The following is a 7,682-nucleotide window of genomic DNA, read 5'->3' on the forward strand; positions in this document are numbered from 1 at the left end:
GTTCGTTCCTTAATCACAGCTAGTTTCATTCCAGTCTTCCGCCGCTAATGGCGCTTCATTCAGTTCATCTCGCCGAGCAGTCCAGTCCGGTAGGTACCGATCCATGATGGCTACGAACTTCTCGTTATGACTCCGCTCGAGCAAGTGCGCCAGCTCATGAACCACTAGGTACTCCAGACTCCGAGGATTCTTCTTCGCCAGCTCCGGGTTAAACCAGATATTACGGCTATCAGGGTTGCATGAACCCCACTTAGTCTTCATCCGCTTGACCGTGAGCTGGTTAGCTTTTACTCCCATGGCTGTCTCCCACTTCTCAACCAGAGGCGGAAGTGCTGCCTTGAGTTCTCGCCGGTACCAACGGTCAAGGATGCCGAACCGATCATCACGGGTCGATCCCTCCGGCGAGTAAAGCCAGAGAGTGTCTCCGGCCACGAGTACCTTCGGGTTGCCGCTGTGCTTTGAGACATCGAGGCGGTAGCGCCTGCCCCACACATAGTGACTCTCTCCGGAAACCATCTGCCGCTCCGACTGACGGTTCGCATTCTGCAACCGCTCCCGCTCCCGCCGGATCCACGGCAGTCGCTGGATGATCGCCCGACGAATCGTGTCCTCGTCTAGGCGAGCCGGCGCTGCCACCCGTACTCGACCCATCGGCGGATAGACCGACAGGTGCATGTTTTTGATGTCTTTGTAGACCAGCTCAACATCAAACCCGGAAACGGTGAGGTAGGAACTAGCGGAATTCATCATGCATCGCCAACAGATCGAGAAGTTGTTGCATTTCCGAAGGCTCAAGGAGCCCTGGGAAATTCAAGGCAAGAGTACGCATTAGTGACTTCTTCTTGGTCCTATCTCCGGACCAGCCGTGCTCCTTATTGCGTTGGATAGTTCGGTAGACCCGCTCAACATCGACTTCGATTCCTTGAGGCCACGCAAAGTCGATCAGTGCACGACGGGCCGGCGTCTTGGCCCAGTCTGGGAACTTCTTCCCAGACTCTCTCTTGGCGAGCTGCTGGGTGAATTCGATCAGTTTGAGGAGGTATTCTTCGTAATCGATGACGGCCTCACGGCGCTGCTCGATCAAGGCATCCAGGAGCGTCGACATCGACTCGTAGTACTTCGGGTTCATGGCCTGCTCGTCAACGATCGTCTTACGGACGTTGTTGACGATGGTCTCAGCAGCCGCTTCTGGATCCTTGCGGATGCTCTCGGGGAGTTTCTCGATGGCTCCGACCCCGTGCTCGACGATGAGGTGGACGAGGCCCTGGTCAAAGGTCGCCAGGTTTCGCGATGCGTCTGCCTGGATGTAGGTATCAAGCAGCGCACGCATGCCAGCCTCGAACTGCTTGAGATCCATGTTCTCACCGGCACCAAGCTTGACCTCATCACGGACATCGACGAAGTGCTTGACCTGCTGCTTGATAGATTCCGCTTCGCTCGGCGAGTACTCAGCCTCACTCATGCGGTTGGCCAGGTTGGCGTAGGCCCGAACTAAGCTCGCTACACCCTTGTAAAGATCAACTCGTTTCGGCTCATTGGCTTTGAGCTGCTCAGTGTTACCGCTCTCCATCGCACAGAAATAGTGCTGGTACTGCAGCGTACCCTTCGGCGGAGACACTGGCTCGCACAGTGCTCGCACCATCTCCAGAGCTTCATCCAGGTCTTGGCGCTCCTGGTCAATACGATCCTTGAGCAGGCCTTCTACATCTTCTTCGTCGTAATCTGCGAAGGCTTCAGAGGTGTAGTCAGAAACCGCATCCTCAAGGGACTTGAACAGATCTCGGTAGTCGACGATATAGCCGTACTCTTTATCGTCACCATCGAGTCGGTTCACGCGACAGATAGCCTGGAAAAGGCCATGATCTTGCATGTTCTTATCGATGTAGAGATAGGTCGCACTCGGTGCATCAAAGCCGGTCAGGAGCTTATCGACAACAATAAGCAGCCGCATCTGACCCGGATGCTTGATGAACTTCTCCTTGACGCTTTTTTCAAACTCGTCAATCCGCTTGACGGCATCATCGGCGTCGGTCTGGAAGTAGTCGGCGAGCATCCGACGGTAGATGTCGTACTTAACGATCTCCTCGTTCTTGCCGGCCCCGGAGTCTTCCTTGGAGATCTTGGATGCGTTCGGCTCATAGCTCGTCACGATGGCGACCTTGCCGGCGAGTTCACTACGGCTGAAGATGTCGTAGAACTTGCAGGCCTGGTAGACACTCGAACACACCAACATGGCGTTGCCTCGGCCATCCATCAGGCGAGGCATCCGAGCCATATCCATCAAAATATCTGCCGCGATCTGCCGGGCACGCGGCTCAGCGGACTCGACCTCCTTGATCGTTGCCCATCGTTTCTTCAGCTGGTGCTTTGTCAGATCGGTCATGCCCTGGGTATGGATTTGGAACCACTCATCGACCCGCTCCGGACTCGTGAGTTTCTGCTCGATATCTCGAGCCTCGTACCGAAGGTCCAGCACCACACCATCCTCGACGGCCTCATCGAACTTGTAGGTGTGGATGTAGGAACCGAAGGTCTCGATACTGGAGGCCTTGTCCTTCTTAAGAAGAGGCGTGCCAGTAAAGCCGATGAACATCGCATTTGGCAGCAGCTCCTTCATCGCACTGTGAAGCTTGCCGCTCTGTGTACGGTGAGCCTCATCGACGAAGACGAAGAGATTGCCCTTCGGATTGAACCCCTCAAGCAGGGGCTTCTTGAGCTGACGAACGAAGTCTTCGGTCTCGCCCTGATCCTTCTCGTCATCACCCCGGAACTTATGCACCAGTGAGCACATCAGCCATGGCTGGTTCCGGTTGAGCATGCCGATCATCCCGGCCCCAGATGTCGATCGCTCGATGGTCTCATCAACACCGGCGAAGACCTTCTCGATCTGCTCATCCAGCTCCGTGCGGTCAGTGATCACCAAGACGCGCGCCTCGCGCTGGTTCTCCCGGATCCACTTCGCCAACCACACCATCGTCAGGCTCTTACCTGACCCTTGGGTGTGCCAAATGATGCCGCCTTCCCGGCGAGCGATGCGCTCCTGGGCAGCCTTGACGCCGAAGTACTGGTTGTGTCGGGCGGTTTTCTTCACGCCCGAATCGAAGACGATGAAGTCATGGATCAGTTCGAGGAAGCGCTGCTGGTTCGCCATCTGAAGCAGGCCACGGTCGAGATGGTTCTCAACCTCGCTTGGCTCTTTCCACTCCAACCAGTACTTCTCGGGAGTGTCGATCACGCCGTAGCGAAGTCCCTCTACGTCGTTTCCAGCGAACAGCAGCTGCACCGTCGTGAAAAAGGGGCGAACAAAATCCGCCTTCTGGTTACCCAGATGCTGACGAATACCATCACCAACGCTGACCTTCGAGCGTTTGAGCTCGATGACACCCAGAGCAATGCCGTTGACGTAGAGCACAACATCTGGACGTTTTGTATTCTTGCCCTTGATCGAAACCTCTTCAGCCACCGCGAAATGGTTGGCGTCCGGTTGTTTCCAGTCGATTAGCCAGACAGTCTCAAAATTCTCTGAGACGCTGCGCTTGACCTTTACTCCATAGCGAAGCAGGCCATACACCTTGCGGTTCACGTCATAGAGCGAGCCTCCTGCGGGGAGGGAAACAGCAGTGACAAACTGCTGGACAGCCCGACGGACCAAATCCTCGTCGTAGCCTCGAGCAGCTAGGTTCTGACGAAGCAACTCCTCTTCGACGTTAGAGTTGACGCGGTCTTTCCAATCACCGAGGTAATCGTAGCCGAGCTGCTCGGATAGAAGGTCGACTACTCGATCCTGAGTCAGGCGCTCCCGCTGTCCTACTGAACTCATAACGTCATCTCCTCTACAGGCAAGCGAGTACGGCCAGTAAGGAGCTCCTGCATCATGCCCTGCTTGATGTTACGGGCGGATTCAAGACGGCGAGAAAGTAACTGAATCTCTTCGTCAGCGATGTTGAGCACGTTCGCTATTTCTAGCTGTTCCTCGATAGTCGGTAGGGGAATCTCAAAATTACGAACCATTCCGGCATTTAGATTAGATTGTGTTCCTTGTTGTCCCATCAGCTTCACATTGGGTTTGATGAATTGAAGATAGTGATATAAAAATTCACGGTTTAGCTCAGATTTGGTTGAAATTCCCAAAATTGCTTGACTTGAGCTCACCCGACCAACAGCTAGGCTACATTCTCCCAAAGAGGCATACATCGCATAAAGCACTACATCGGGCTCATAAAGAACTGCTGCACTATTTTTCAAGCCTTTGGGCGTGAGCGTTGTTTCAGTTTCAAGAATATACTTCCCCTTGGAAGTCATGTCAGATATAGAGACCCACGGTATATTACCGCCGTAGTATTTCTTACTAGTTGATGGTGGCGTGCCGCCACTACTCATGACGGATAACGAGCCGAGTTTTTCCTGGCGCCATACCCCTGTAAATCCCGGCAGTCTCGTCTTTCCACTAAGAAGCTCCTGCATCATGCCCTGCTTGATTGCCTGCTTCTTCGCGATGAGGCGCTCGAGGGAGGAGATGAGATTATCTGCATCAGTAAGAGCATCTGCGATGGCACGCTGCTCAGGTGGCGTAGGCGTTAAGACCTTAAGGTCAAGAACCTTATCCTTGGGAATATTCTTCATACTCCCACTAGTTCCGGTCGCCAATTCTCGCAGAGTACGGGCTCCAGACTGGGAAGAAAAATGGTAGGTGAGCCACCTGATATCAGTGCCAGAACCACGCTTTGAGCGTGCAATCCACAAGCGGTCGGGAAGAAAAAGACTATCAAAGTCTTTCTCTACGTAGCCAACATCTCCAACTAGAGCCGGCGTATTCATGCGACTAATGATTACGCTATCGGCGGTCACGGAGCATTTTGCTCTGGGAAGGTCGGCGGGCAGAATGGGTTTCGACTCGCGAGGATCAAACCGTCCAGCCTTGATCGCTGAGGTTTTTAGGACTGTAGGACCACCGACTTCACCTAAAATAGATCTTACGCTCACGCCTGCCCTTAAGCCGTCTATGAGCTCAGATATTCGTCTCTCTGTCCATGTTGTCACGACTCTACCCCCATAGCCTTGAGATGATTATTGACCCTTTTTTCAAGCTGTGCCAGCTCTGTAGCAATATCTTCAACAGTCTGACTGTACCGTTCTCCAAGCTGATGAACCCTGCTAGTCAAATCGAAGGTCAGCCCATCGACCTCACTTTCGATACCGTTGCGAACCGCGATTTTCCACTTCTCGATGACTACCAACTGATGAATATCAGCAGGACTCAACTTTGCGTATTGAGTGAGTGTATTCGAATCTAAATTCTTAGACAGGTTCCTAATCGCAGTTCTTGCTGCAGCTTCATCTCCAAATTGCAGCACAACGTGGTTAAGGGCAGTTATTTCTTCAGCTTCCGCGCTATCGGCTTTTGCTTCCTTGAGCCGCCTTTTCGCATCTCCGACCTTAACTTCGCCCTTGTCATTGACCGCCTCCCAAAGCAGACCTTCCTCGACCGCATGCTCGTCGATATACTCCTGCAGCTCTTGGCTGATCCTCTCCTGTTCCACGGTCAAGCGCTCAATCTCCGCCTTCTCCTCAGGGAAATAGCGGTCGACAATTAGCGCAGGAGGGATAAGGTCCATCACCCACCGCTTAGCCTTAGTGCCTGTACCGAAGACTAAGTCGGCACGCTCATACTTCGGCTTCTTCTTGTTGTCGTAGCCGGTAATCCGAGCTTCACGAGGCTGCGCTGCATCCACCCAGCCAGATCCGACGATCAGGGTAACGTCGTCATGCATAGTGTCGTTCCAGTAGCTCATCAGCTGCTCGTACACGCTGTACTCACTAATGAGCGGGCGACCCTGGAATCTCTCCAGCAGGTCATCACCGAGATCCTCGATCAATTCCTGAGGCTTGGTCTGCGAGTCGATCGCCTCCAGCTGGGCTCGATGGGAACCCCACCAATCTTCAACAGCCTTGGAGACAGTCGAGGCAAAAGCCCTGACGTCCTCCGACTCCTCAATCACTTTGGAGACCTGGTCAGGTTCAACAGTGAGCTCTGAGTAGCCTTCACGAAGGGGGCGGAACAGCTCGTCACGCAGGTTCGGGAAGGCGTCCCAGTATTCACCCAGGGCATCAAGATCTCGATTCGGAATACCACCCTTGAGGTGAGCTTCCAGATCCTGGATGTCTTCGGGTTCGGACGTGTCGATATAGCGGGGGATGTTGAGGTTGTAGTTGTTCTTAGTGTCGGAGATTTCCGATAGCGGCACCATGCGGGCGTAGCGCTCGACGTCGTTACCGGCAAGGTAGGTGTCGATGATCTTGCGCATGTCACGGGGACGGAGACGGTTCTTCGGCCCGTCCTTCTCAAAGCCCTTGGAGGCATCGATCATGAAGATGCCCGTCCGGTTGGCCGCATCCTTCTTGTCGATAACGATGATGCAAGCCGGAATTCCCGTACCGTAGAAGAGGTTGGCTGGCAGGCCAATTATTGCCTTGATTAGGCCACGCCTGATCAGCTCCTCACGGATCTGCGCCTCGGTGTTGCCTCGGAAAAGCACGCCGTGCGGAAGAATGACCGCTCCCCGACCGTCAGACTTCAGCGATTTCACCATGTGCAGCAGGAAGGCGTAGTCGCCATTCTTCTCTGGCGGCTCAGCAAAACCGTCGAACCGCCCGTACTCCTTGTCGAAACCGTTCTTCCAGGTCTTGACCGAGAAAGGTGGGTTAGCCACGAAGTAATCAAACGTCTGCAGTTGCTCGCCCTTGAGGAACTTTGGATCAGAAAGCGTGTCACCCTGACGGATGTCGTGGGTCTCGTTGCCATGCAAGATCATGTTCATCCGGGACAGGGCCCAAGTGGCATTGTCCTTTTCTTGACCGTAGATCGACAGGCCGTTAGGCGCAGCATCAGCAACCTTGATCAAAAGCGATCCAGACCCACAGGCTGGGTCATACACAGTCGTCGAGCGAGGAGCGTCTTTCGGGATCTCCAGCACCTGAGCCATGATGCGAGAAACCTCTGCCGGGGTGTAGAACTGGCCCTTACTCTTGCCAGACTCCGTGGCGAAGTGACGCATCAGATATTCGTAGGCATCACCAAGTAGGTCGTCGCCTTCAGCGCGGGAACCAGTGAAATCAATGTCCTGAAAAATACTGACAAGGTTCGTCAGGCGATCCTGCATCGCCTTGCCTTCGCCCAGCTTGTTCGGGTCATCGAAGTCGGCGTTGTTGATCACGCCCTGCAGGTCGTTTGCTTCCGCCAGTCGGCGAATCGCGATGTTCATCTTCTCGCCGATGTCCGGAGCCCCCTTGAGCGCTACCAGGTCATCGAACGATCCGCCTTCGGGAACTTCGATCAGGCTGTAGGGGTCGCTTTTGGCCTTGTCGGAGACGTACTTCACGAACAGCAGCGTCAGGACGTAGTCCTTGTACTGGCTGGCGTCCATACCACCACGCAGCTCATCGGCACTCTTCCAGAGGGAGCTATAAAGATCAGATTTTTTAAGAGCCACTACCATGCCACCACCTTCGGCAGCTTGGCCGTTAACTTCTCACCATTGGCTCTTAAGGTCATATGCTGTTCGTCTCCTCCACGGATCGTGGCTTATCTTCTAGTCGGTACCGACATTACTGACCGCGTCAGACATCAATGTCGAGCAGTACCCGTTAACCATTCCATTCATGTCTGCTGAGAGCGGCTTGTT

At 54.1% G+C, this 7,682-nt stretch carries 4 protein-coding genes; all 4 read right to left on the reverse strand.

Going from position 1 to position 7,682, the window contains the following annotated elements; all coding sequences use genetic code 11:
* Positions 1-9: 9 nt before the first annotated feature.
* Positions 10-750 (reverse strand): M48 family metallopeptidase, encoded by a 741-nt coding sequence (locus tag CHU71_RS07345; RefSeq protein ID WP_147760648.1) that lies wholly within the window; start codon positions 748-750, stop codon positions 10-12.
* Positions 734-3,820: a type I restriction endonuclease subunit R gene (locus CHU71_RS07350; RefSeq protein WP_147760649.1), complete on the reverse strand. Its 3,087-nt coding sequence runs from the start codon at positions 3,818-3,820 to the stop codon at positions 734-736. Before CHU71_RS07350 ends, CHU71_RS07345 begins: the two co-directional genes overlap by 17 nt.
* Positions 3,817-4,818, reverse strand: coding sequence for a restriction endonuclease subunit S (locus CHU71_RS07355; protein ID WP_147760650.1), 1,002 nt, complete (start codon positions 4,816-4,818; stop codon positions 3,817-3,819). Before CHU71_RS07355 ends, CHU71_RS07350 begins: the two co-directional genes overlap by 4 nt.
* 218 nt (positions 4,819-5,036) lie before the next feature.
* A complete protein-coding gene (locus CHU71_RS07360; RefSeq protein ID WP_080972405.1) occupies positions 5,037-7,496 on the reverse strand; it encodes a class I SAM-dependent DNA methyltransferase in 2,460 nt (819 codons plus the stop codon).
* Between the last annotated feature and the right edge of the window lie 186 nt (positions 7,497-7,682).

The organism is Corynebacterium sp. LK14, from assembly GCF_008042215.1.
GTDB classification, from domain to species: Bacteria; Actinomycetota; Actinomycetes; order Mycobacteriales; family Mycobacteriaceae; genus Corynebacterium; species Corynebacterium striatum.